The sequence below is a fragment of the Acinetobacter sp. MF4642 genome, assembly GCF_002018925.1.
GTDB classification, from domain to species: Bacteria; Pseudomonadota; Gammaproteobacteria; order Pseudomonadales; family Moraxellaceae; genus Acinetobacter; species Acinetobacter johnsonii.
The window spans coordinates 1-22344 of the sequence record NZ_MVON01000039.1 but is presented as its reverse complement, the minus strand read 5'-3'; the positions used below and the strand labels follow the sequence as shown (position 1 = coordinate 22344).

The following is a 22344-nucleotide window of genomic DNA, read 5'->3' as shown; positions in this document are numbered from 1 at the left end:
CTGGGTATATTGGTTCAATAAAAAGCGTGTACACAGTGCACTGGGTTATGTATCGCCTTTTGAGTTTGAAGCAATGTACTATGATAAGATTAACCCGTTAGGTCAGGTGGCCTAACTTAAATAAAAAAGCCTCCGACAAACCCGGTACGGTTCACAATAGTTTTTCCATTTATTTTTAAAGTCTTCTACAGCTTTCTCTGCTTCTTCCTCTTTGGCATAGACAGGTGATTTCTTTACTTCATCTACTATCTGATTAAAAATTTCACCTTCCTCTTTGAAGAGATTGCTATAAATACTTTTAGCTTTTTCTACGTCTGAACCCATTTGATGAAAAGTCATCAATGTGTCTGCTGCATATGCAATTCCATCACATTGTTCATTGTCATCCGCGTATGAAAAGGAACAAGTTAGTAATAATATCGAGAAAATTATTGGTTTTTTCATAATGGGAAATTTCATTTTAAAAATGAATACTAAAAGATTTCTATGGATATTAAAATCCATAGAATTTTACTTCATTTAACATAATAGAGCTTATACGAAATGCTTTTTAAAATATCATTGTTTTTCATATAGTTAAAATTTTTTCATCCCCCCTAAAAAACAATAAAAAACCGACTTGGAAACAAGTCGGTTTCTTTTTAAGCAAAACTGTAACTTTTAGCCAATAAAATTGATCAAAAAACATTCATTTTTGCGTTTTTTCCTGATTTCTCAAGGGTCACAGTTTAGAAATAATCCCCAATTTCTGCGGACAACTCTTGGGATAAAAAGTGACCAAACTTGTACGTTTTGGCGCACATTCATTCAGGTGCTTTGCGTCTATGCCATTCTTCATCAATTTCTTATCATGGGGACATAGAGAGCAGGATGCTCCAGATAAGAATAATAAGATCAGATACAAGGAATGTGAGGTACGACAGGAGTTATACCTAAGCATCAAATACGAAAAACCCCGACAGGATGTCGGGGTTTTTTATTAACTATCTAAATCAAATTTCCACATTAAAGAAAACTTGGTAAACCTTTAGCAGGATCTGTTTCACGTGCCGCTTGAGCATCTGCTACAGTCATACCTAAGGCATTAGCAACGCCTTGCCCATAAGCTGGATCGCAAGCATAACAGTTGCGGATATGACGGTATTTGATGAAATCTAGCGCATCACCCATCGCTGCGGCCGTGTTATTAAACAATGCTTGTTTCTGCTCATCATTCATCAAATTGAACAGGGCACGGGGCTGGCTGAAGTAGTCATTGTCATCTTCGCGGAAGTCCCAGAAATCAGCATCACCGGTAATCTTTAATGCTGGTTCTTTAAACTGAGGTTGTTCCTGCCACTGGTTAAAACTGTTCGGTTCATAATGTGGCAATGAACCATAGTTGCCATCCATGCGGCCCTGACCATCACGACGATTAGAGTTTACAGGGCAGCGTGCAGCATTGACCGGAACCTGTGAATGATTTACACCAACACGATAACGTGCTGCATCAGCATAGTTCACCAGACGCGCCTGTAACATACGATCCGGTGAGTAGCTAATTCCCGGTACCAGATTGCTTGGTGCAAAGGCAGCCTGTTCTACATCCTGGAAATAATTTTCCGGATTGCGGTTCAGTTCGAATTCACCGACTTCAATCAGTGGATAATCACCTTTCGGCCAGACTTTGGTCAGGTCAAATGGATGATAAGGAACTGTTTCAGCTTCCAGTTCCGGCATGATCTGAACGTACATTTTCCATTTTGGATACTCACCACGCTCAATGGCATCAAATAAGTCAGTCTGACTACTTTCACGATCTTTAGCAATCAAATCTGCTGCTTCAGCATCGGTCAGGTTCTGGATGCCTTGCTGGGTACGCATATGGAATTTCACCCAGAAGCGTTCATTTTGGGCATTGATAAAACTGAAGGTATGGCTGCCAAAACCATGCATATGACGGTAGCCAGCAGGAATACCGCGATCCGACATCACAATGGTCACCTGATGCAAGGCTTCAGGCAATAATGTCCAGAAATCCCAGTTATTGGTGGCACTGCGCTTGTTGGTTTTCGGGTCACGTTTGACTGCTTTATTCAGGTCAGGGAACTTACGGGCATCCCGCAGGAAAAACACCGGGGTATTATTGCCGACCAGATCCCAGTTGCCTTCTTCAGTATAGAATTTCAGGGCAAAACCTCGAATATCACGTTCTGCATCGGCCGCGCCACGTTCACCCGCCACCGTTGAGAAACGCGCAAACATTTCGGTTTTCTTGCCAACTTCAGAGAAAATTTTAGCGCGAGTATATTGGGTAATATCATTGGTCACGGTAAAGGTACCAAAAGCACCTGAACCTTTAGCGTGCATACGACGCTCTGGAATCACTTCGCGGACGAAGTTTGCTAATTTTTCATTCAACCATAAATCTTGGGCAAGTAAAGGTCCACGCGCACCTGCCGTCATACTGTTCTGATTATCGACCACAGGGGCACCAGCTTCAGTAGTCAGGTGGGTAACAGGACATTTTTTAGGGTCTTGACTCATACTATTAACTCCCGTTTCTTTTAATTTAAATTTCCTGCAGAAATTTAAGATTTTCAATCCCATCTTACCCTTTACTTGCTTATTAAAATATTAAACTAAGGATATTTTTGAAAATTTATAGCCAACTGATTTAACATAAAATCTCTTACACGAAATCCAGATTCAAGACATAAAAAAGCCCGACATCCTGTCGGGCTTTTTTATGTCTTAAATTTCTATAACTGAGTATTGATCTGATAGCGTGTATTACGTCCCCCACCTTCCAATTTGACGATACATTTTTTCTCAAGTAAGTCAGATAAATGACGAGTAGCTGTCGCCTTACTTGTTTTAGCAACTTTTTGATATTGTGACGCGCTAATACCATGTTCAAAGCCATTTTCCCCACCGTCTAATAAACGATTGAGGACTTTGCGCTGTTCTTCACTCAGGGCTAAATTTGAATATTTATGCCAAAACTGGCTTTTAAATAATGTCCGATTGATCTGTACTAAGGTTTTTTCAAGGCTATCATTCAATGTATCTAAAAACCAAACTAGCCAATCGGTGATATCAGAATCATTTTTTTGAGTTTGTTCTAATATCTCATAGTAACTTTTACGTTTATTCAATATCGCAGTAGACATAGCATATAAACGAATGCTCTGTTCATCCATTTGAGCTAAAGAAAGGTCTGTAAGTGTACGTGTAATACGTCCATTACCATCATCAAAAGGATGTAGGGTAACAAACCATAAATGGGTAATACCTGCACGTAACAGAGGATCAAGCAATGAATCATTTAGACTTTGATTAAACCAATCTATGAAGGCATTTAAGCGTTCTTCTAAGCCTTGTCTTGGCGGTGCTTCAAAATGCACTTTAGGATAGTCCAATCGACCTGAAACGACCTGCATAGGCTCTGCCCCCCTAAGTTGACCAATGCGTAAACGGTGCATTGTCCAATCTGGGTCATTGAAAAGCCAACGATGCCACTGCATGAGACGATTAACAGTCAATGGTTGCTTAACATCGTTAAGCGCATCTAGCATGATATTGGCTAAACCTTCTGATCGATCTGAGCTTGGATAAGGCTGTTCAAGTGTGACACCTAAGCGTTGAGCTAGAGATGATCGTAGTGAAAAAACATTGATCGTTTCGTTTTCAATCGCAGATGAAGCAACAAGATTGGCAAGCAGAGTATCTAGGGTGAATTGCTCTTTTGCTAAATCATGCTGACTTTGCCCCAGAATAATCCCTATTTTTTGATGTATCTGTCTGGTTTTAGGTAAGATAACTGAATCTAGCCATGTAAAATTTGTCCAGTTTTCTGCTTGCCAAATCCATTTCTGCATTTTCAATCGCTCATCTAAAATTTCAGATGAGTTGAATATAGCACTTATTCGGCTCATAACAAGAGCCGAATATGATGATTAATCAGCTCATTTTTTATAGGACATTTTAAATGGTTTATCGCATAGACATTTTAATTGGTGAATAACAGAAATATATCGGCTTTTTTATAAACAAACTTGATATGTTTTTCCAAAAAATAGAGATCATTTGAGAATATTTGTATTTTCTACTTTTAAACTCAATTATTTTTAGGGGGATGACCTGAGAGCTATTAGCTCTCGTTTCTTACAATGTGTATCGTATTGGTTTTAAAATACTATCTATAAAATTTTAAAAATTTTTCCACTTACAGTACTTTGAAAAAACATTTCAAAACTAGGTCGAATATCTTCTCCATCAACGGTGATATGTCTTATATTTGAGTGAGATTGCGTATCGGCAAAATGATGATCTACTGTTGCTTGAATAGCTTGTTTAACCCCAAACTGGTCTTTTACGTTGAGAGTCTGTTTAAACATATATATCCCCTTAATAAAATTATAGTGGTAGAAATCTACCCCAATTCTTAATACTTGTTGATGTTGGCTCTAAGCAACTTTATGACTTAATTTAAATAGCTGATTTAAAGAAGTGTAAAATGTACGGCCATCCAAATTTAAATCAACCTCGATTCCAGATGAAAGAAGGACTCTTTTACCTACTTCGATTTTTTTTGAACCTTGACGTGTATTTTGCATTTTATGAAGAGGAATTAATGAAACAATAATTTCAGTACCATTTTTAGATTTTGCAATTAAATTCTTTAATTTCAACAAATTATATCCTATTTTTTAGAAAATTTTTAATTTTTAAAACAAATTTTGAAGTATAAAAAAAGCACTCATGAGTGCTTTTTATTACTGTCTATTATTACTTAGATAGCAACAATATTTACAGCATTCGGTCCTTTTTGACCTTGAGCTACACTGAATTCAACTTGCTGGCCTTCCATTAAGGTTTTGAAACCTGAACTTGCGATTTCGCTGAAATGAGCAAAAACGTCTGGACCTGATTCTTGTTGAATGAAACCAAAACCTTTAGTTTCGTTGAACCACTTAACAGTACCTTTAACAACATTTGAGTTTGACATAATATATCCTACTGATTTTTAATAATTTTTAGTCATTATATTGACCGATTATAACTTGGAAAATAATAAAGAATGGAACTTAAAATCTAAAAACGAAGGATTATGACTAAAACTGCGATACTTAAGGAAGATTTACCGAAACGAGACTTTTTTTCTAGTTGAGTTAAATATACAGTAAAAAGAAAAATAATCAAGTTTTTTTAATAGTTATATTTATTTTTTTGATAAAAGAAAATTATATTTCATAAAAAAGCCTTATAGTCTCTCTCGGAACTATAAGGCTTATTAAGCGCTGTTAGTTTTCTCTTAATCACTTACTTTCCAATGTAAATTAGCTATTTTGGCTCTAATTGATACTTAGTCCTTAAACGCTTATTACCCACTATCCTTAGCAGGTTATGAGTACAATTATTTTACCGATAGGTGAAAAATTTAGATATAAGACAAAAGACGAATATTTGAGAGAATCAGTTTAAAAAGCTAACAATTCCACACTCTCCCTTATCTTACCCAGATATTTCCTTAGGTAAGTATTCAGGCTCACAATTAGACAACGCTGTTTGATTTTCAAAGAACGTGGTTACAGCAGATTAGAAATAGGCCAATTATTCGGATTTTAAATTTAAAATTTTTCTAAAATTAAGATAATACACTCTACAAAAAAGCCCGTGATTCGGGGCTTTTACTTATTTATTTAACATAAAATCTCTTATGCGAAATAAAAAATGGGAGCTGATCGCTCCCATTCTAGTTTTTTGATAACCTAAGGTTATTATAGTGCAGCTTTAAGTGCAGGAGTATGTATCGGTACCATTCTTGAAGGATTTACTTTTTCAAAAGCTGCAGCAATTTCAAATAATGTTGGTTCATCAAATTCTCTTGCAATAAATTCGATATTAACGTTCATTGGATATGCACTACGCTTTTCATAATTTACAGCACCTGCTGGTATTGATAGTGCAGGGAATCCAGAAAATGGACTTATACGGTTATTGCTTCCAGTTGTTGGACTAGAAGGCATATTATTTGTTAAACCTGTAATTGATGGGTATGCCAATGCATCGAATCTTTGCCCTTTAGATATACCATCCAATGTGCTGTTACCTAATGCTGAATTTAAACGCAAACGAACAAATGGTGCACGTACTGCAGTATTTAAATGGTAGCGGTTGATGAAATCAGAAGTAGTTGAGTCGGTATCATAACTTTTGAAAGTTGAAATCATTTTTCCACTATTCAATAGATCAATGTAGGATTTATAACTTGCAGTAGCTGTTGCTAAGTAATCTGTTAGGGAGTTTTTGAATTCAAAGCTTGAGAGACTTGCAAAACGTCCTGTATAACCAGAATCAGTAGTGATATCAGCACTTCCTAAAATAGTAGGAAGATCATATATTTCTACTTCTTCGACTACTGCACCTGCCTCACGCATCTTCTCAGCAGCTTTTGCAATTGTCTCTTGAACTAGAAGACCTTCTTCACTATTAGCATAAACATTTTTTACTAAACCAATATGTTTACCTGCTAAAGATGCATTTTGGGGAACATAATCTTCAAGTTGATTTATCAACGTTCGATAGGCTGTTTCTGAGTTCACTAATGGTGCATCATGTTCAAAATCAGTACGTTGATTTGAGCTAGAAGATGGGTCATATCCAACCATAGCTGTAAATAATTTTGCGCAATCAATACTCTGACGACACATGGGACCAGCTGTATCTTGTGTTGGTGCTAATGGAATGATGCCATCCAAACTAAGAACACGTAGTGAAGGACGTAAACCAACTAACCCTTGTACTGCTGATGGGACACGAATAGAGCCACCAGTGTCTGTACCAATTCCTACCATAGCTAAGCTAGCAGAAATGGCAGCACCTGTCCCCGATGATGAACCGCCAGGACTTTTTGTGAGATCATAAACATTCTTCGCTTGTCCACCTACTGTAGACTTCCCACCAAAACCAAAGGCAAATTCGTCTAGATTTGCTTTACCAATGATTAAACCACCTTGTGCTTTAATATTTTTAATAATATATGCATCATCTTGTGGGATGTTATCTAAAAGAGCATCTGAACCTGCTGTATTTGCGATATTAATAACATCTATATTGTCTTTAGCTAGTACAGGTACACAGTGTAAATTACCTTTGAATTTACCTGTTTTTTTATAATACTCATCGAGCTCGTTCGCTTCTTGTAAGATATTTGGATTAACTGAAATGACACTATTTAGAGTAGGACCTTGTTTATCATATGCAGTAATACGATCTAAATAGCTTTGCACAACATTAACGCAATTTGAGCCTTTACTTTCTAAAGAAGCATGTAAATTAGAAATAGTAGCCTCTAATGGTTCAAATGGAATGGGTTGAATAGAAGGCTGTGAAGTTTGCTTATCATCATTATCAGAGCTTTCGCAAGCTGTAATTAGTGTGAAAAGTGATGTAACCAAAGCTAATTTTGCAAAATTATTCAATTGATAAGTCCTTGCATTAGTAAGTAAATAACTAATTTCGAGCAAGATCTATACCAATAAAATTTCACATATTTTTAATGAATTAAAGTTGTAAATTTCTTATATATTATGTAAGAAAATTGTCGATCGAAGATTAATTTAGAAACAAGAAATTAAGATCCAAATACTTTGAATGAATAGGTCTAATTATTAGAGCTCTTGGACTAATAATGTGTAACTTCTACTTAATCTAAAAATACTAATATTCATCTAATAGCTCTCATAAAAAGAACAGACGTAAAAAAGCCCAACATCCTGTTGGGCTTTTTTACGTATTTGGTGCTTAGGTCTGACTCCTGTCGTACCTAACATTCCTTGTTCTATCTGTTGTTATTCTTATCTGGAGCATCCTGCTCTCTATGTCCTCATGATAGGCAATCGAGAGGAAACCGTATATGCGCAAAGGGCTTGAATTGATGTACGCCTAGGCGTACAACACGCTGAAATTATCCCAAGCTTTGTCCGCAGAAATTGGGGATAATTTCAGCACTGGATGAATTGATAACACAGATGAAAAGCCATATTTGATCAAAAAAAATTCAATTTTATTGGCGAAATATACCAATTTTGTTCATAAAAAAGCCGATATGTTTCGATATCGACTTTTGGGTGGTTTTTTGAATTTTTGATTTAGGCTAATGGATTGATATTACAGGCTTATTACAAAACGACTTCGCATAACGCCCATTATGTTAAATGGACTCATATTTAGTAGAAATTTGAACCATTACATTTTTAATTTTTGCTTCACTTTTTCGTTTGTTATTCTTTACTTAATTAAAATAATTGGATCTAGCATGACTAGCCCTACTTTTTTACATCAACTGCCAGAAGAGCAGTTAAAAAAACTTTCTCAAAATGATATTCAAAAGATTCAGCAAGCAGAACAGCTCTATTGGGATCATAAACCGTATACCAAATTTTATGCTGCATTTAATGGAGCTAAAACAAAAAAAGGTGGGTTGATAAGAGCCTCTACCGACACCTATAAAGTCAAAGGCATTTCTTTAGCTCTAGTTGGTGATGAAGCCATATATGCTGATGGTTCAACTGCAAAAATTATCTCTGGCGCTGGCAGTGCTATCACTGTTCATGATCGATCCGCGGCACTCGTTGGTTCGCCATTAGAAAATGGCGATGAAATCATTGATAGTCCGATCACATCACATATTTTACGTTTATATCATGATGCAATGATTCCTGAAGGATTTATGAATCCAACTCTTGGAGACTCAAAGAATGTCTAAAGGTTTTGGTATTCATGGTTCAACCACTGACCATGGTGGAGTAGTAATTTCAACTCAGTCACGTAGCTCACAAATGGGGAATCTATTTCTTCGTGCAGGTGATGGTTTTGCTTGTCCAAAATGTAAAACCTGGTCAACTTTGATTAAGAGTAATGACCATGTAATTTTTGATGGTAAAGCAGTCGCTTATGTCGGTGATAAGTTCACGTGTGGTGCTACTCTAATGCCAAAACAAGTTCATGTTGTTGGTACAAGCGGTGGAGCTAGTTCTACCTCTAGTATCTCAACAAAAACCACACCTCTCATGAGTAGTTTGGTTGAGGATACTGCGAAAGAAATCCATAAAATTCAGTTCAAAATTATAGATGAAGATTCTCAGGAATTACTTTCAGATATGTTGTATGAACTTTATAGCAAAGAATCCGGGGAATTATTAGTTCAAGGCTATACAGATGAAAATGGCATGACAGCGATTTACGAAAGCGAGCATCAACCAGAAGCTATTGAACTTATAACGTTGGACTTGTCGAAGACATTAGATCCCTTATAAATAATACTAGGAAAAAAAATGAGTGATACTGGCCGTTTAATCTATCATAGCAATTACGATAAAACTCCTATTCAGGCTCAAGCAGCGGAACGAATTGATTTAAAAGGAACAGTCAACATGTGCCGAGCTGATGATGGATTTCTTACAGCATGTGAAGGTTGGCAAAACTTAATTAAAGTGAAACAAATAGTACCTTATACTTTTTGTATTCCACAGCATCTTTGGGATCATATTAAGAGACGACAACCTTTTGAGTATGATATGGCTTTAAGATTTGGTTTGGAGTTTGATTTAAGGCAAATTGAGAAAGATACACCTGGATTTATCTATACTGAATATTTTCACACAATGATGTATCTCAAATTTGCTACATATATTACTAAGGTTAGTAAAGACAAAGCACTTATAGCAGCCACTGAATTATTAAAAGATACATTTAAAATTCGAGTTGCTGCTCACTATAAAAATAAGGAAGATATCATTCAGCTTACGCCAGCTGGCTATGGTATGTTCTCAAAAGCAGAATATGTCGGTAAAGCAGGACAAATTCTAAAAAATGGTGGTCCTTTTATGATTAGTGAAAGATTGTATACGATGATTTTTGGAAAAAGATGGAATAAACAAGCTCATAGTTTTGCTGTATCAGAAGGCTACAGAACTCCTAGAAAAGAAGAATTTGAAAAATTTGATGGAACGTATTAATGAAAAAGATCTTCTCTCTATTAATTTGTTCTATGCTTCTTTCTTCTTGCTCTAATGCTAAAAAAAATACAATCGATGAAGGCGAGTTAGATAAACAAATAGTACAAACAAAAATTATGGCTATTTCAAGTAGTCTAGAAACTGCAAGCTTTGTATATCGAGCTGCATATAAAAATTCAGAAAAACCTTCGGAAGTTAACGATCACTTATATTTATATGCTTTGAGTGAAATTGAATCACTTTTTAATACTTATGATATGGGGGGGATAGACTATAAGAAAGACATTACAAGTTACAGGTTAATATCTGGAGATGCTATTGATTCAATGTGTATTATTAATAAATTTTTGAAAAAATATCAGAATCATTTGGAAAGAAAAGAATTAGCAAAACGATATGATACAACTTTGAATAAAACTTTTGTGTTGCAAAGTGAATATTTAACTCTTTTAAAAAATGACCCAGATTTAATTAATGGATCTCAATGTTTAAAGTTAAATTAACATAATACACCTTATGCGAAATTCAGATGTAAGCCCCAAATAAAAAAACGCCATCTAACAGTGGCGTTTTTCCTTTCTTAACTTCAGTTAAGAAATAGATATATTTTTGGGATTAGTTCTAAGACTAATCAAGGTATATAAAATAATAGACTATTCCTAGATCTTGTAAAGTACAAATTATAGAATCAGTATTACTATACAAGCGCACACACCACTTCCACTTTAGATAAGGACTGGAGAATGAATCATGCATGATTCAATTGACCAAAAACAACTTGATCAATTCTGGTCAAACCCAGGAATCGTAGATCAAGAATTTGACCAAGAAACAATTGATAACTGTAAGCCTATTCTAGATGGCATTGCTCAACGAGTGCTCAAAGGAGAAACAACTTTGGAAGAAGAGGAATTGAAACTTTTGGCTGAATGGAAAAAACTAAATCCTTAAGCTCTATACAAGGAGACACCTCGATACACTTTTTAGTGAATAAATTATTTTCGATAAAAAACTTTGACTAGTGCCCCTATACAAGCGCACACACCGATACACTTTTTATATTCACAGTATCCCTGTCACTATACAAGCGCACGCACAGTTGAACATCTTATTTAGAATATAAAATTCATAAAAAACTGGCTTTCGCCAGTTCCTCAGTGCATCAAAAATTGCAAAAAATAAATAATAAAAACAAGGGCTATCATCCCCTTAATCATCGGTGAAAAAAACACATTGCTCTTTTTAAAGTGATTTTTTAACTCTTCTTCAGTAGATGGTATTTTCATTTTTATTACCTTTGTTCATATCTGTTTTATTTTCGCTCTTCAGTTCCCTTTCACTTTTCGCTGAGTCCCTTTGAGCATTCATAGTATTTGCCATTCTGCCACCTAAAGAAGTGCCTGAAGTTTGATTTTTAGATGTTTGTCCCGTCAATCTACCGCCTAAATCGGATGCCAAACCACTAGCATAATTCTTACCTGCCTGTTTGATTAAACCCAGCATAGAGCCACCTTTAGCGCCAGCCTGTGCCCCATCTGAGCTAACTTCGCTACTCGGCGATTTCAATTGTTCACTTGCCAATTTAAATGAAGAGCCTACTGCTGCACCTTGACCAGCTGTAGCGACAGCGGCACCCATTGCACTACCAGCCACCGCAGACATAGCACTGGTTAATGCGCCTCCCTGAGCAATAGACGTACCGTTAATAATTCCCTGGACAATATCAGGGATCATTTTAGTTAACGCCAAAAGGATGATTGAACAGCCGATCATTCCCACAATATGCTCCAGGCTTTGAGTATCCGTTGATGCTACCCATCCATCCATTAACTCAACACCAAGCCCTGCAATTAGCTGGAGTACAAATAACTTAGCGCCTACAGACACACCATATTGCAAAGCCCTAATGGCATAGTCTTTCGTCCACTGTGTACCACCAAATCCCATCAATAAAACACTGGCAGAAATCACAATATACATTTCAACCAAAGCCACAACCATAAAGGCACAAATCAGGGCAAAACAGATCATGATAATGATCCCTGCAATGATTAACCCTAATGAGTTCGCTGCTTCTAATATGCTGGTTTTTTCATAAATATCTCCAACCAGTTCCCAAGCTTTGATAAAGAAGTCGGAGGGAGAAAAAAAACTTTGACCGCTAGCTTGCCCAGCTGCTTTCCTAAAGCTATCAATGATATTTCCAGCAAATAAGCTGAAGTTAGTTAAAATCCAATACATGAAGCCGATGAACATGATCTGTGTGACGATTGCAGAGATCCATGTACTAATATCTGTCGTTTTAAAGGCTAACCCAATCATTGACCAAGCGAATTGAATTGTGGCCAACAACCAAAATAGATCGATTGCGATGGCCAAAAGTGGTGCTTGCCAGGCTCTCGAAGCGTCGGCAAACGTCTGAATCATATCGTCTACAACCCCAACACCCATTGCCATAGCAGTATTGGCATGAAGTAAAAGTAGAACCGTGGCAATTAGAATGGGGATATATTTTTTCACCAGTTTTTCCCCTTATATTCATCACTGGTATCTTCAGCTTTATTCTTTTTCTTAATTTCCTGTGGGGTCATTTTTTCAACTTTTTTACCCTCATCACTTGGATTCTTATCACCACACCCAACCAAAGAAAAAGCCATAGTAACCACTAATATAATTGAATATTTCATTACCAGTTTTTCCCTTTATGGCTATAGTTATTCTTAAATGTGGTCGAATCACGCCATGCCTGTCGTTGACTATCTTTAACCGCTTGAGCCTGGGCTTGGGCTGCCATCGTTGCACGTTGGCTGGTGGCCAATACGGAATGAAGATCATTCATTTGCTGGCCCAAGACCCCAAGTAATTGGTTCGTACCCTGAATTTGCGAAACGGTAGAAGCCCCAGCAGATCCAGCAGATTCACTCAACACATTCCCAATTTTCACATTGCGATCCGCAATAGCACTCACACTCGCCTGGGCCTGCATAGCGGTCGCATTCGCATTTTGGAGTTGATCAGACCACTTGCTGAAGTCTTTCAACAGTTGATCAGGTGATTTATTTTTATAGCTGGCTGCATTTGGATACAACGCTTTAAACTCAGTCTAGACTTGGCCAACCGACTGCTTTAATGAGTTAGATGCTTGAATGACTTTGTTCAAATCAGAAGCTTGTTGGCTCATTTGAGAAATGATGCCTGAATAATTACTCACCCCCAATTGCTTAAGCATTTGCTCCGATAAACCATTGCCACGAATCGCCTGGTTTACCTGACTCACTTGTTGGCTAATCTGAGTAGCTTGATTGGCTGCATTGATAATCATGTTGGCGAAATTCCCCCCATCAAAAACAGGGATACCCGTTGCATTAGCACTCATTGAAATTGCCATTAAGGGCACTGGTGCTACAGCAAGAATGAAAGCCAAGAGTTTAGTTTTAATCATCTAAAAAACCGTTTTTATCATTAAAAATGGCATCATAGGCAGAATAATTATTTAATGTAAACCATTGTTTTTTATTGTAATACTACAATGTAATCTTTACTAATAAAGAGAATAGTCCTTTTAATAAATTGAAAAATTTTCGTTTTTTTATAAGTATCCGATTTACATGTAATTATTCAAAAAACGAAAAAAACCCAAATTTTCGTTAACGAAAATTTGGGCCTAAAATTTAAACTTTTCAAAATGTTTCTGATTTTTAATAAAAAACGAAAAAGCATCTTATAACTTAATCTGTGCACGAACCTTAGTAATTAGAAGATCTAGAGAATTTTGATTTTTAGAAAAGTCCAGTAGCTCACCATTCATGAGATTTTTCAGCAGATTTAAAAAATGAATATGTAAGCCAATCTATTGATTATAAATATAAAAACTATTAAATAAAGTATCCTATCTTTTTCTTTCGAGTTTTTAAAAAAAATGGCATATCGATAGATAGCATATAGAATAGCCCATAAAGAAAAGTATGCAGGAAGCGATAGTGCCCATATACCAAGAACACTTATGGCTACAATTGCATACCAAAAAATAGTAAATAGAATAAAAGTATTAGTAATACTGTTGTTAAGAATAGATAAATTAAAAAAATCAACACTGGATGCAATTTGAGCATCCATAATTTTAAAAATATTAGTTCCTAATAAAACGTCACTAAGTCCAAATATAAATGGAGCCGTTAAGATATACCAAGAAGATTTCATAATATCTATTAAAGTATCTTTATTTGGTTTTGCGATAGTAAGAGCCATCCAAAAATAGCCAAACACACCCATCATAAAGATTAAAAATAGATAAGCACTTCGGCCTATCATATGAAAAAAATTGGGAGCTAAATAAAAAATAAAAACCATAAAAAACAAAGTTATAAAGAATAGTTTCTTAAATAAATTTGATATCTCAACAATAGACTCACGTGGAGTAATTTGTATAAACTTCCTAAACCCTTGATCTATATTATTTTCTAACCAAGTTAAAGATTTATTTACAACAGGAACATTTGTAATCAAAGAACCTATAAGAATTATAGTAAAAAATAAATCTATGACTTCTAATATTTTTTCCATACGTTATTAAGCACCATCTAATTTACGTAAAATTATTTTTTTAAAACTTAATTTTTGAACGAATATCTGAGAGTAAAAAATCGATAGTGTGCTGATTTTTAGAAAAGTCCAATAGCAGCCCATTCACAGTAGATCTAAACTCTTTAGGGTCGATATTTTCATTAGTCATCAGCACCTTTAACAGCCCTCCTATTTTATTCATATCACCTTTAACTTTTCTCAATTCATCAAGTGCCATAACATCCACCAATGTTTTTGGTTGATAGCCCAAACCTAGATCCCGCAAATATTGCGAAGCCGATAATTTCCCCTGGGTCGCACTATCCTCAATTTGCTTTTTCTCAGCTTCAGTTACCACCACTTGTATTACTTTTTGGCGTATACGTTTTGGTTTTTTATCTTCAGACATTTTTCTAATTTCCACTGTACTTTGGCTCTGCCAAAAGCTCCGCAGGACAAGATTCCACGTTGAGCCTGAAAGGCGAATAAGTAAGGTAATTTATATCACAAGGCTTGCCATGTTATATAACATTACACATCTTGCCAACTTTCATCTTTCTTTGTTCGCACATAATCGCACTTAAAAGCTCTTAATAAACATAAAAAGCACATAAAAGCTTATAATTGCACTAAAAATTATATAAAAGCTCTTAATCGTATATAATCGCAGTTAATTGCATCAGAAATAGAATTTAGGAGATATGGATGGTTACTCGACATGGTGCCAAAAGATTTATTACAGCTGCTTTGCCTGAAATAGAAAAACAATTAAAAGCTGGCTATACCATTAAAGAAATACATGCAGATTTACCTGATCTAGCCAACAATATTTCTTACAGTGCAACATTAAGAAATTTGCAGAAAATGGGAGTTATTGAAAAAGTATCAACAGTCATTAGCTCAAAAAAATCGGGCTCTATGACTAAAATCAATTCCACTAATAATTTTTTAACTAAGACAATAAATAATAGTGAACGTTATGGATCTCATGAAAAGTTTAAATTTGATCATGGAACAAATGATGACGAGCTAATTTAAAACATTTCAATATGCCACTAAATTACGTTTATTTGCTTTTAAACTCGAATTTACAATGAAAGGTACCAAACGAGTGTCTACGAGTGAAATAGCTGAAATTCGCGCTTAGACTCTCTGTAAAACCGCTTTTTTAGGCTGTCTAGCCTATAAAAGTATAAATCAGATAAAAATCCTTAAATGCGCTCACTCACTCTCCGCACCCTCAGCCATCGGGCAAGCCCTTTGGGCTGATGGTGAACGTTGAGTGAGTTTCGGCAATACTCACCCTAAGAGCCTGCAAAAAGTTTGCTTGCTCTTAAAGTATTGCCATACACCTTTTCGGGCTGACGGAGCCACGCATCGGTCGTATCTGCAAAGGGTAATTGTGCTTTCCCTTATAGGCTGAGATTACGATTCACACACCGCATCGACACGTTCTCAAACCAACCGAACCCAACTATCTCCGCAAGGGTTTCCCCAATTTACGATTTAAGCCAAGTATTCAGCTACTCATCACGCTGTTGCTTTGTCGATTTCCCCTAGTAGCAACTCTTGCTTTATCCATATAAAACAATCGCTGTGGTGCGCTAGCGTCGCTTAATTCCTTCCACCCACACCACATGCCAGCCGTAAAACGGACACGCAGAAGTAGGCAAAACCTGCTTTTTAAAGCTGATTTGATGAAAAAAAACACTTAACTAACGAAGACTTATCATTTAGGGGCTTGAACTAATATCATTTTCCTGTGAAAATAGAGTTCAGGTACAAGCCATTGGTGAAATCTGCACGAGTTGGTAGCTCTGCTGATCTTCGTTACTTGATGTTCCACCATCAAATAACTGCGTACCGACGAATTTAAAGCCCTCCTTGATGTATGTCAAGGAGGGCTTTTATTTTTCAAAGGAAAAATCTTCTAAAAAACATACATATATTGATTTGTACTAACAAAACAAGACTCGTATGTTTCTCCATCTATAACTTCTTATAAATCATCTAATAACAATTTTTTTGTACCCTGTTAATTTCAAAAAAAAACCTCCATAGAGACCTAAAATTTTATAAAAATGATTAAGAAAAAAAAACTTAAAAATTTTTTTTCTTAAATATTAGTAACTTCCGCATAACTTACACAACTTACGTAACTTAAGCAACTTAAACCTGTTGATCTATTCCATATTTACGGATACTCTTAGGTTAAATAAGTTACGTAAGTTACATAAAAATATGATTATCTTAGTTGGCGGTGAAAAAGGGGGATCTGGTAAAAGCTGTCTTGCTCAAAACCTAGCTGTTTACCTTCAGCAGAAGAAACGAGACATTTTACTTTTAGATGCTGACCCACAAGGAACCACTACAGATTGGGTTAAAGAAAGAGATGAAAACTCTGATTTAAAGAACATTCCATCAGTCCAAGCAGCAGGTAATATTCGACAGGTTTTAGACGATCTATCTCGACGTTATCAAGACATTATTATTGATGCGGGTGGTCAAGACTCCGAAGCTCTACGCTCGGCAATGACTATTGCAACACATATGCTTCTACCATTCCGCCCTAAACGTCGAGACTTAAAGACCTTAGTCCACGTTGAGCAGCTTATTAAATTAGCTAAAGCAGTTAATCCCAATTTAATAACTAGGGCCGTAATTACTCAATGTCCGACACTACCTAGTCAAGTACAGCGAATTCTTGATGCAAAAGATGCATGCGAGTCTTTTGGCTTATCTCCATTGAACCAATTCACAACAAACCGCAACGTATATGACGATGCCGATGAAAATGGACTTTCTGTATTTGAAGTTGATACCGATAAAAAAGCAATCATTGAAATAGAGCAACTTGCTTTAGAGTTTTTAGGAGAGCTTTAAATGGCACTTAAAGGTTTAACAAAATCAGCTCAGGAATCTAAATCTACAGACCAAAGAATTGAGGATTTTATTAGTGGGTCTACTAAGCGCGTAAAAAATTTAGAGTGTTCACAACAGGTATATCGTCGATTTACGTTTTCACTAACAGAAGAAGTTAGCAAAGAAATTGATGATCTATTGATAGATTCTAGAGTAGCCAAAGCAAATCGTTCAGTCATTTTAAAAGCAGCTTTACACCAATTACAGAAACTATCGAAAGAAGACCTACAACAAGCTGTATTAAGTGAAGTTAAATAAGATACACAACTTACGTAAGTTAAGTAACTTATGTAAAAACTTGTATCTAATAATGAATTTGATTGTTTACGCTGGCTAACGAACAGAATCGAAAAATGGTGAATAAATCGGCATATTGTGTGAATAATCCACTAAAAAGCCCAGTTTGTATAAACTGGGCTTTTTAGTGGATTTCAATATATTGATTTTATTCAATTTACTGAGAGCATTTCGTATAAGGTGTATTATGTTAATTTTAGAATAATTATAAAGTGTCTACAAAATCGGTAGCTATTCATTTATAAGATTAAAATTACGTTGTTTACACAAAATTTAAGAAATTTTATCTCCAATTCAACTAATATTAAATCTGTATTTAATCAAAGGTATTTTTAAAATGTTCCTAGATTGGCCAGAACATACAGCACATGTCAAAAAATCATTTGGATCTTTAGGAAAAACTCACCCTAAAATGCTTCAAGCTTATTTAGCACTTAATGATGCTGCTGCTGCCGAGGCATTAGATATCAAAACACGTGAATTAATATCTATAGCAGTGGCAATCACTACGCGTTGTGAAAGCTGTATTTCAGTGCATGCAGAAGCAGCAATGAAAGCTGGTGCAACAGAAAGCGAAGTAGCTGGTGCTTTAGCTACAGCAATTCATTTGAATGCAGGAGCTGCATATACATTTGCTTTACGAGCTTTAGAGGCATGTGAAGCACAGAAATAATATCTTTATTAGGTATTGAAAAAGATAATTTGACTAGAAAAAGTGCTACATAATTATTTGAAAAAGTTTAATGTGCAGTCTCAAAAATGGGAGTTCAACAAAACTCCCATTTTTTATTATTGAGTCAGTTCTTAGCCTATGTAATGAGAATTTAATATAATGGAGATTGTATTAAATTTCTTTAATTATCATAAAGATAATATTATTTTTTTTGAATTTCGTATAAGGTGTATTATGTTAATTTTAGGAAAGATAAGCATTAATTCTCTATGGTTTGCATAAATCCTTGCCCTGTTTTTGTATTTTGAATAAATAAATCAAAGGATGATGTTATAGAATCATCAATACGTTTTTGCCTTGTATAAAAAAACCTTAACAATTCAGTATGATAATTATAAAAATCTTCAAAATTTAAAAAGCTATCTATTTTCCGTAGAGAATTTACAAAAAGCTGATAAATTGGATCGTCAGGTGTTCCTTCAAATAAAGAAAAATGAGCATGCATAGGTTTAATTGTTTCATATTCAATATAATTTTTTTTAATTGAAAGATGAATAATTTCCACTTTTCCTAATGTAAAGAGAGAGAAAAAAGCTGTTCCTGTTGCATGCTGTTCAGGTTTATCATCATTCAAATACATAGCTCTAGCTACTTGAGCTACCTGTAAAAAATCCCAATTATTCTGTTTCGCATAAAACTCTAATACTTCATGAAAGTAATACATCAGTAAAACATCACCTGAAACAGTGATTGCACCATATTTCCAATACTTAATTTTTTTATAGTCATCCACAACTGTTCTTGCAGGCAAGCCTGTAAACGGCTCGCACTCTATCGTTAGTCGATGATCACCAGTAAGAATAATGTAATCATCAATGTTTATAGCAACAGTTAATGTCATGCTGTGATGGAGTTTTCGAAAAATAGAATTGTATAATCAAACCATAAAATAAAACTTATTAAAAAGGTTGAACCCAATGGGTGGAAAATTTGAAGTAAAAGCTGGACAACATCAATTTTTATCAGGTCAGCAGATCATAAACGATATTCCATTTTTACCAACCCCACATGATGGTGCATATATCTTAGAGTTTGATGTTAGGCACAAGATTAGTAATGAATTATTAGAAAGTGCACCAACTTTTAGCCTTATTGATTCTAAAGGAAATGTTCGTACAGGTGATGTTCCTAAAGATGGGATCGTAAGAATTACATCGAATGATAAAGAAGAAAAATATACCATCATGGTACATAAATATGATGCGGACGTAGCGGAGCAACACGAATGACTTATACGGCTCGTTTAAAAGTCTTTTGTGATAATAAAGATATTTTATCTAAATTAAGTTACACCTTTGCAAATACAACAACTAAGCAAAATTATGGTGGTAAAATTGACTCTAATGGTTGCACAAAAGTCTATAATTGCAATAAGTTAGATCTAATTTTTGTAGAATTATTTTTAAATAATTCAAAGCTTGCGAGAGTACATGTCCCTGCATTAGAAAATGGTGAATTTAACAAATCCACTTTTACGTTAAAATCCACAACAGGAACAACCCAAAAATCTGAATCAAACAAAGTTCCTGTGAAAGTCAAAAATGAATTAGAAGTTGCTCTTGATAACTTGAATGGAACAGCCGTTTATTTTGGTAATAATTTTTTAATTCATGATGCTAACTTACGTGCAGCATATATGCGTGAAATTAAAAAAATGAGTGATGGTTATCTTGAAGCTGTGAAAAAAGGAAGTATTTCTGTTAAAGATGCAGCTTTAGAAGCAACCGACTTAAGAAATCAAATTTTAGACGCTACTCGAAAGAAAAACTCTGCCATAGGGTTAGCTGTTTCACAAAAAGAAAAAGCTTTGGGGAAAACTTTAGAGCAAATTCTTGAGTATTATGCAATGGAAATAAACGATCCTAATAAATTTAATGCTTTAAAATCAAATCGAGCAGCTATAGACTCACATATCAAAGAAATAATCAAAGCAAAACAATCATACTTCAAAAAATTAAAGGTGCCTGATCAAAATAAAGTTTACTACAGCGTTTTAAAAGGTTCTGGAAAATCAAATAAATCATTTAATTCTAAAATTAAATGGATGAAATTTGGAGGACGGGTTCTAGTTGTTATATCTATAGCTTATGCAGGTTATGAAATTTACAATGCTGAAAATAAAGAAAAAGAAACATATAGACAAGGAATTACCATTGGTGGAGGAATCGCAGGAGGTGCTACAGCAGGTCTGATATGTGGCCCAGGCTCGCCTATATGTTCTACTGTTGGAGTTATCATTGGTGGGGCAATTGGCGGAGTTAGTGCTTATCTATTAGTTGATGCTTTTGATGAGGAGTTAGAAGCATTTACTCAATGGACTTTATTTTAATAAGAGGTGAAATAATGTTATTTAATCTTTTTAGCCGTAGAAACAAAAATAATGAAAATTCTAAACCTTATTTGACTAAAGAGCTAACATGGGATGATGAAAAAATAATAGAGATTCGATTCAATGGCACTCAAAGAATTATGCACTATGAAGACATCATAAGAGTGAGTATTATCTTTGATAGTTTTGACTTACCAGTACCAAAGTGGACTATACAAGATGATAATTTAGAAGATCTTACAACAATAGATTTTTATAATGACCTACAGCCTAATTTGACTGATTTAGTTATTGATATGTTGAGTAAAAAATTAAAAGGCTATGACAATGAAGAAGTACATCAAACGATCATAGAAGCTATGGGAGCTACAATGGGATTATTTCATGTGTGGAGTCGAGATGATCTCAATCAGGTTTTAGAAAAAATAAATAAAAAATTCAAACCTATAATGGATGCAGAAATTAATAAAATAATAAACGAAGAAAAACAGAAAACAGCCAATCAGTGGTGGAAAAATATCTTTTAGCCATCTCTATTTAACATAATGGCTGTTATACGAAACCAAAGTGATAGCTCTCGTTTTTTGATATCGAAACTGCTAAAATGCATATACGCCATTGACGTATAAAGAGTCTATGTTATTCATTGAAACCAGCATCTTTACCAAGCAAATTAAAGACCTTGTATCTGATGAGGAATATCGTCAACTTCAACAAGATCTATTGGTTCAGCCGGATAAAGGTGACTTAATCAAGAATGGCGGCGGCATTCGAAAAGTACGTTGTGCTCAAGGTAACAAAGGTAAAAGTGGCGGCATTAGAGTAATTTACTATTGGGTAAATGAGGATGATCAAATCTTTTTCTTAGTGGCTTATCCAAAATCTGTAAAAGATAATTTAACGGATAAAGAAACCGCCATTCTGCGCCAACTCGTGAAGGAGCAATTTCATGGATAACAACTTATTTGATGACTTAGTTGCTTCGATTAAAGAAGCAGGAGCAATTAAGCGTAAAGAGATCAAGGCAAGTCGAATTACAGAGCTTGAATTGCCTGATATTAAAGAAGTACGTGAAAAGACCGGTTTAAGTCAAAGTGAGTTTGCTGCACGTCTACATATTAGTCCACGTACCCTTCAAAATTGGGAGCAAGGCCGACGCTATCCAACTGGGCCAGCAGCCACATTAATTCGTATTTTAGATGCCCATCCAAGTCTAATTTGAAAAAAATAATTAGAAATGGGAGCTTAAGTTAAGGCTCCCATTTTTGACTTCGTATAACGTGTATTATATTGATTTTAGAAAATCTTTAGAATCACTATGAAGATCATCAATTCAATTACGAATTACTTTATATTGTTTTCTATACAATGAACCGTACCGGGTTTGTCGGAGAGTCAATATTCTGAGAGACTATCCCGATGACAAAATTAAAATATACCCCTGAAATCAGAGAAAGAGCGGTTCAATTATTGATTGAATCTGAAAAAGATTATCC

Annotated in this window: 29 protein-coding genes; 15 read left to right on the top strand and 14 right to left on the bottom strand. The window is 35.1% G+C overall.

The window, feature by feature from the left end; all coding sequences use genetic code 11:
- Window positions 1-115: IS3 family transposase (locus MF4642_RS17410; RefSeq protein ID WP_413772799.1), on the top strand; the 115-nt coding region annotated here is incomplete at its 5' end.
- Here MF4642_RS17410 and MF4642_RS14965 read toward each other — a convergent pair.
- From MF4642_RS14965 to MF4642_RS14935, 7 genes are all read right to left on the bottom strand, one after another.
- Window positions 112-444, bottom strand: coding sequence for a 3-hydroxybutyryl-CoA dehydrogenase (locus MF4642_RS14965; RefSeq protein WP_078426718.1), 333 nt, complete (start codon window positions 442-444; stop codon window positions 112-114). The genes MF4642_RS17410 and MF4642_RS14965 overlap by 4 nt on opposite strands.
- Window positions 445-1005: 561 nt before the next feature.
- Window positions 1006-2526, bottom strand: coding sequence for a catalase (locus MF4642_RS14960; protein WP_005249302.1), 1521 nt, complete (start codon window positions 2524-2526; stop codon window positions 1006-1008).
- A gap of 215 nt (window positions 2527-2741) precedes the next feature.
- Window positions 2742-3860, bottom strand: a complete 1119-nt coding sequence (locus MF4642_RS14955) for a Fic family protein (protein WP_078426714.1) — start codon at window positions 3858-3860, stop codon at window positions 2742-2744.
- A gap of 321 nt (window positions 3861-4181) precedes the next feature.
- Window positions 4182-4379 carry a hypothetical protein gene (locus MF4642_RS14950; RefSeq protein ID WP_004637135.1) on the bottom strand — a complete coding sequence of 66 codons (198 nt, stop codon included), beginning with the start codon at window positions 4377-4379 and terminating at the stop codon, window positions 4182-4184.
- A gap of 69 nt (window positions 4380-4448) precedes the next feature.
- Window positions 4449-4676, bottom strand: a complete 228-nt coding sequence (locus MF4642_RS14945) for a hypothetical protein (RefSeq protein ID WP_063454764.1) — start codon at window positions 4674-4676, stop codon at window positions 4449-4451.
- A gap of 98 nt (window positions 4677-4774) precedes the next feature.
- Entirely contained in the window at window positions 4775-4990 is a 216-nt protein-coding gene (locus MF4642_RS14940) for a cold-shock protein (RefSeq protein WP_004637138.1), read from the bottom strand.
- Between the two features lie 772 nt (window positions 4991-5762).
- Complete coding sequence (locus MF4642_RS14935; RefSeq protein ID WP_078426713.1) at window positions 5763-7466, bottom strand: amidase family protein; 1704 nt, start codon at window positions 7464-7466, stop codon at window positions 5763-5765.
- An 836-nt stretch (window positions 7467-8302) separates the two neighbouring features.
- Here MF4642_RS14935 and MF4642_RS14930 point away from each other — a divergent pair.
- The 5 genes from MF4642_RS14930 (at window position 8303) to MF4642_RS14910 (ending at window position 10955) form a co-directional block, all read left to right on the top strand.
- Window positions 8303-8752 carry a PAAR domain-containing protein gene (locus tag MF4642_RS14930; protein WP_078426712.1) on the top strand — a complete coding sequence of 150 codons (450 nt, stop codon included), beginning with the start codon at window positions 8303-8305 and terminating at the stop codon, window positions 8750-8752.
- Window positions 8745-9302, top strand: coding sequence for a PAAR domain-containing protein (locus MF4642_RS14925; protein ID WP_078426711.1), 558 nt, complete (start codon window positions 8745-8747; stop codon window positions 9300-9302). Before MF4642_RS14930 ends, MF4642_RS14925 begins: the two co-directional genes overlap by 8 nt.
- Window positions 9303-9320: 18 nt before the next feature.
- Complete coding sequence (locus tag MF4642_RS16750; protein ID WP_101495456.1) at window positions 9321-10004, top strand: hypothetical protein; 684 nt, start codon at window positions 9321-9323, stop codon at window positions 10002-10004.
- On the top strand, window positions 10004-10507 hold the full coding sequence (locus tag MF4642_RS14915) for a hypothetical protein (RefSeq protein ID WP_078426710.1): 504 nt from the start codon (window positions 10004-10006) through the stop codon (window positions 10505-10507). Before MF4642_RS16750 ends, MF4642_RS14915 begins: the two co-directional genes overlap by 1 nt.
- Before the next feature lie 247 nt (window positions 10508-10754).
- Complete coding sequence (locus MF4642_RS14910) at window positions 10755-10955, top strand: hypothetical protein (protein WP_005098933.1); 201 nt, start codon at window positions 10755-10757, stop codon at window positions 10953-10955.
- Between the two features lie 315 nt (window positions 10956-11270).
- Here MF4642_RS14910 and trbL read toward each other — a convergent pair whose 3' ends face one another.
- The 6 genes from trbL to MF4642_RS14890 form a co-directional block, all read right to left on the bottom strand.
- Window positions 11271-12524 (bottom strand): P-type conjugative transfer protein TrbL, encoded by a 1254-nt coding sequence (gene trbL, locus MF4642_RS14905; RefSeq protein WP_227518562.1) that lies wholly within the window; start codon window positions 12522-12524, stop codon window positions 11271-11273.
- Window positions 12521-12691, bottom strand: a complete 171-nt coding sequence (locus tag MF4642_RS16885) for a hypothetical protein (RefSeq protein WP_161489513.1) — start codon at window positions 12689-12691, stop codon at window positions 12521-12523. The genes trbL and MF4642_RS16885 overlap by 4 nt, the downstream gene beginning before the upstream one ends.
- On the bottom strand, window positions 12691-13092 hold the full coding sequence (locus MF4642_RS17220) for a hypothetical protein (RefSeq protein WP_227518560.1): 402 nt from the start codon (window positions 13090-13092) through the stop codon (window positions 12691-12693). Before MF4642_RS17220 ends, MF4642_RS16885 begins: the two co-directional genes overlap by 1 nt.
- Before the next feature lie 15 nt (window positions 13093-13107).
- A complete protein-coding gene (locus MF4642_RS17215; RefSeq protein WP_227518559.1) occupies window positions 13108-13446 on the bottom strand; it encodes a hypothetical protein in 339 nt (112 codons plus the stop codon).
- Between the two features lie 383 nt (window positions 13447-13829).
- Window positions 13830-14567, bottom strand: coding sequence for a hypothetical protein (locus MF4642_RS14895; RefSeq protein ID WP_078426709.1), 738 nt, complete (start codon window positions 14565-14567; stop codon window positions 13830-13832).
- A gap of 40 nt (window positions 14568-14607) precedes the next feature.
- Complete coding sequence (locus MF4642_RS14890) at window positions 14608-14976, bottom strand: plasmid mobilization protein (protein WP_078426708.1); 369 nt, start codon at window positions 14974-14976, stop codon at window positions 14608-14610.
- Window positions 14977-15272: 296 nt separating this feature from the next.
- Between MF4642_RS14890 and MF4642_RS14885 the strand changes: the two genes are divergently transcribed.
- The 4 genes from MF4642_RS14885 to MF4642_RS14870 all read left to right on the top strand — a co-directional run bounded on the left by MF4642_RS14885 (window position 15273) and on the right by MF4642_RS14870 (window position 18459).
- Window positions 15273-15605, top strand: a complete 333-nt coding sequence (locus tag MF4642_RS14885) for a hypothetical protein (protein WP_078426707.1) — start codon at window positions 15273-15275, stop codon at window positions 15603-15605.
- A gap of 1203 nt (window positions 15606-16808) precedes the next feature.
- Window positions 16809-17450 (top strand): AAA family ATPase, encoded by a 642-nt coding sequence (locus MF4642_RS14880; protein ID WP_078426706.1) that lies wholly within the window; start codon window positions 16809-16811, stop codon window positions 17448-17450.
- On the top strand, window positions 17451-17747 hold the full coding sequence (locus MF4642_RS14875) for a hypothetical protein (RefSeq protein WP_078426705.1): 297 nt from the start codon (window positions 17451-17453) through the stop codon (window positions 17745-17747).
- 376 nt (window positions 17748-18123) lie between these two features.
- Complete coding sequence (locus MF4642_RS14870; protein ID WP_004740263.1) at window positions 18124-18459, top strand: carboxymuconolactone decarboxylase family protein; 336 nt, start codon at window positions 18124-18126, stop codon at window positions 18457-18459.
- Between the two features lie 259 nt (window positions 18460-18718).
- On the opposite strand, the gene MF4642_RS14865 is transcribed toward MF4642_RS14870, so the two are convergent.
- Window positions 18719-19360: a hypothetical protein gene (locus tag MF4642_RS14865; protein WP_078426704.1), complete on the bottom strand. Its 642-nt coding sequence runs from the start codon at window positions 19358-19360 to the stop codon at window positions 18719-18721.
- A gap of 76 nt (window positions 19361-19436) precedes the next feature.
- On the opposite strand from MF4642_RS14865, the gene MF4642_RS14860 reads away from it, so the two are divergent.
- From MF4642_RS14860 to nadS, 5 genes are all read left to right on the top strand, one after another.
- Complete coding sequence (locus MF4642_RS14860) at window positions 19437-19748, top strand: hypothetical protein (protein ID WP_227518558.1); 312 nt, start codon at window positions 19437-19439, stop codon at window positions 19746-19748.
- A complete protein-coding gene (locus tag MF4642_RS17405; RefSeq protein ID WP_078426703.1) occupies window positions 19745-20848 on the top strand; it encodes a hypothetical protein in 1104 nt (367 codons plus the stop codon). Before MF4642_RS14860 ends, MF4642_RS17405 begins: the two co-directional genes overlap by 4 nt.
- Window positions 20833-21375: a hypothetical protein gene (locus tag MF4642_RS14850; protein WP_227518557.1), complete on the top strand. Its 543-nt coding sequence runs from the start codon at window positions 20833-20835 to the stop codon at window positions 21373-21375. Before MF4642_RS17405 ends, MF4642_RS14850 begins: the two co-directional genes overlap by 16 nt.
- Window positions 21376-21484: 109 nt before the next feature.
- The gene (locus MF4642_RS14845) at window positions 21485-21805 is read left to right on the top strand and encodes a type II toxin-antitoxin system RelE/ParE family toxin (RefSeq protein ID WP_002126330.1); all 321 of its coding nucleotides are present in this window, start codon (window positions 21485-21487) and stop codon (window positions 21803-21805) included.
- Complete coding sequence (gene nadS / locus MF4642_RS14840; protein ID WP_078426702.1) at window positions 21798-22070, top strand: NadS family protein; 273 nt, start codon at window positions 21798-21800, stop codon at window positions 22068-22070. The genes MF4642_RS14845 and nadS overlap by 8 nt, the downstream gene beginning before the upstream one ends.
- Window positions 22071-22344 lie beyond the last annotated feature (274 nt).